Genomic DNA, 2,721 nt, shown 5'->3' on the forward strand with positions numbered 1-2,721 from the left:
TCTCTCTATAGCTGATTCAATCTTTGCCACTGAGCCCTCAGATTCCTCAAATTGTTCATCTACTTCGTCACTATAAGGGTGATATTTAGCTTTCTCGTATAGAGCTTCCAAATTCTGTTTGAAATCATCAACACCTTCCTCTTTTAATTTATCTTGAATTTCCCCGTAAATTTCCTCAATAGGATGTTCTAAATGAGATTGTGCTTGATCTGGGGTTCCCCCGTTTAATAAATCTTTGGCTGCAATCAGATGACCTTGCATTAGACCAAGATTTTTGATATAATCTTCATCTAATATCTTTTCAGGTTCGGAGTTAGAAAAAATTTCACTAGTTTTAGTAGGAGGATTACTAGGTAGATAGTACCTGATTCCTACCACCAAAAGGGCAACAACTAAAGTGATCAAAACGTATTTGAGTATATTTTTCATAACGTTTACTGTTATAAAAATTTGTTACTAGGAATAACTGAAAATTGTCCCATGCAACCATTTTCAGCAATTTGGTCTTGATGAGGGTGAAACATATAGTTTCCTGGGAACGAATACGCAAACTCTAAAATATGCCGTTCCGCTGTACCCATAGTAATGACATCGGTTTTTAGAGTTGGCTTTATAGTACAACCGGTTGGATAAACGTTAAACATGTTAGCATGAATATGAAAAGTTACAGCCACATCATACTCAATCATATTCAGTATATATAATCTTATTAACTGATTTTGATAAATCGGAATAGGGTGTTTATTGTAAAAATCAGGTAAGCCATTAAACGCATAAAGTTCATTAGTTTTTATGTCTTCAGTTTTTATGTCTCCGTCAATGTCATAACCTGACATAACTAAAACCATTTCATCGGCGGGAGGGCGTTTTCTGGGAGGATCGATAATGAACATACCATACAGTCCTTTGCTAATGTGGCGAGTAACAGGACTAACATGGCAATGGTAAAGATGAACCCCATAGGGCTTAGCCTCAAATTCATAGACAGTTTGTTTACCTTTGCCTATTGAAGTCACTCCATCCATTTCAGCAGGATGAATACCATGAAAATGAATGCTATGACTACTAGCAGAATCCTGATTCCGAAAAATTACTCTAATCCGATCACCTTCTACCGCTCTTAATGTTGGACCGGGAACTCTATTATTAAAATTCCAGCTAACCCAACCTACAAATTTATTTAGCTGAGTCGGGGTATTATCTGCAACGATTTCAAACTCCCTGATCAGATGTCCATTTTCCTGCTTAACACGACCATAATCAAAACTTCGTAGACAATTTATAGGATCAAATCCAACATACTTTGCTGAGAGTTGCTCATCTGTGGTGAACCTAGGTACCTTAACAGTGGCAGTAGGTCGCGATTTAAGGAATTGGTAGACAGTCCCTGCGATGCCTAAACCTACAAAACTAGATTGTAATATTTGGCGACGACTCCACATCATATAGCAATATTAGGGATTACTAGTCTAAATATAGCGTTTATTGCAGTTATGAGGTACGCTTAACAACCTCAAAGTTAACATTAATAAGGGGGAAAAATATCGCTTTGTACCTCACAAATCTTAGAATTGCTATATCCTGGAATAAAAAAATTAAAATTCAGGATCATTTCGGCACGTATAAAATTTATCATGTTCAACATCAATAAATGGATCTGTTCCTCTGTCTTTGTCGTGAACAGTAAAGATGCTCTGGAAAAAACCTGCGTCAAACAACTCTTTTTTAAGACTAGTTCGATATTCAAAATTACAAATATTGTCATCATTATCTATTTGATCACATTGATCATTTTCAATTTTTTCTAAATACTTTTCCATCAACACCCTTTCTTCTTTCTCCGCTCGCGTTTGTGACACTTCCAAGTTAAGTGCTCTTATAAATCTATTCTTAGCTTTCTTATAATTAGAAGTCATATAGTACGCAAAACCAGAATCTCGCAATGCATAATAGTAAAGTTCAGTATCAGGATTTTCTGTAACTTTGTCATATTCTTCAATGGCCTTCTCATACTGACCCTTATCTAAGACATATGAGTTGCCAATGTAGTACCTAATCTGATAAGCCTTTGGCTCTACCTTTAAAATTTCTTCAAAATAATTTTTAGTTTGGTTAAAAAACCTTTGAGCTTTTTTCAAATCCTCTTGAGCTTTTTCACGATTATTTTGAGCTTTTTCACGATTATAATTAAGTAGTTGAGCTTGAGCATTAAGTAGTTGAGCTTTAGCCTTGCTTAACAAAACTGAATCCTTTGCGTTCTGGTTAGATACTTGGAGCTTATTGTAAAGTTCTATCGCTTTCTGATATCCATTTAAGTCGTCCCAATAGGTATGTTTTAAATTTTTAGATATTTTATATGCGTCTCTGCTAACTAATAAATGACCCAACTCAAGCAGTGCAAAAAAATTATTGTCTACAATTTCAACTTTTTCCACATCTTTATAAAGCTTAATTGCCTCTTCATAGCGTTTACTAGCAGGCAAACAGTCTAGACTATCCGGAGTCTGTACAAAATCCTTAAAATCGTCCATCAAAGCGATGTAGAATTTTACCAGTGGATCTTTTATATTAGACTTTTCAGCATCTTTAAAAGACTGTTGTACTTCTTGGATTACTTGGTCTCTCTCTTCAGCTTTTTGGTAGGGATTAAGATCATTCCAATAAACTAGAGTTGCTCTTCCAAGATTTTTATGGGCTAGATATAAAGCCGACTTATTTTTA

Annotated in this window: 2 protein-coding genes and 1 pseudogene; all 3 read right to left on the reverse strand. The window is 35.1% G+C overall.

Features of this window, described 5'->3' with window-relative positions:
• A pseudogene (locus F6K53_RS36765) lies at window positions 1-429 on the reverse strand (hypothetical protein); the annotation flags it as partial.
• Window positions 430-440: 11 nt separating this feature from the next.
• Window positions 441-1,445 (reverse strand): multicopper oxidase domain-containing protein, encoded by a 1,005-nt coding sequence (locus F6K53_RS36770; protein WP_293084470.1) that lies wholly within the window; start codon window positions 1,443-1,445, stop codon window positions 441-443.
• Window positions 1,446-1,595: 150 nt separating this feature from the next.
• Window positions 1,596-2,721, reverse strand: a 1,126-nt coding sequence (locus tag F6K53_RS36775) for a hypothetical protein (protein WP_293084473.1), incomplete at its 5' end; no start/stop codon positions are given.

This window comes from Moorena sp. SIO4A1 (assembly GCF_010672065.1).
In the GTDB taxonomy this organism is placed as follows: Bacteria; Cyanobacteriota; Cyanobacteriia; order Cyanobacteriales; family Coleofasciculaceae; genus Moorena.

Bases quoted from the DNA above. Each gene is read 5' to 3' on its own strand.
- F6K53_RS36770 (WP_293084470.1), bottom strand. From the start codon at position 1,445: ATGATGTGGAGTCGTCGCCAAATATTACAATCTAGTTTTGTAGGTTTA.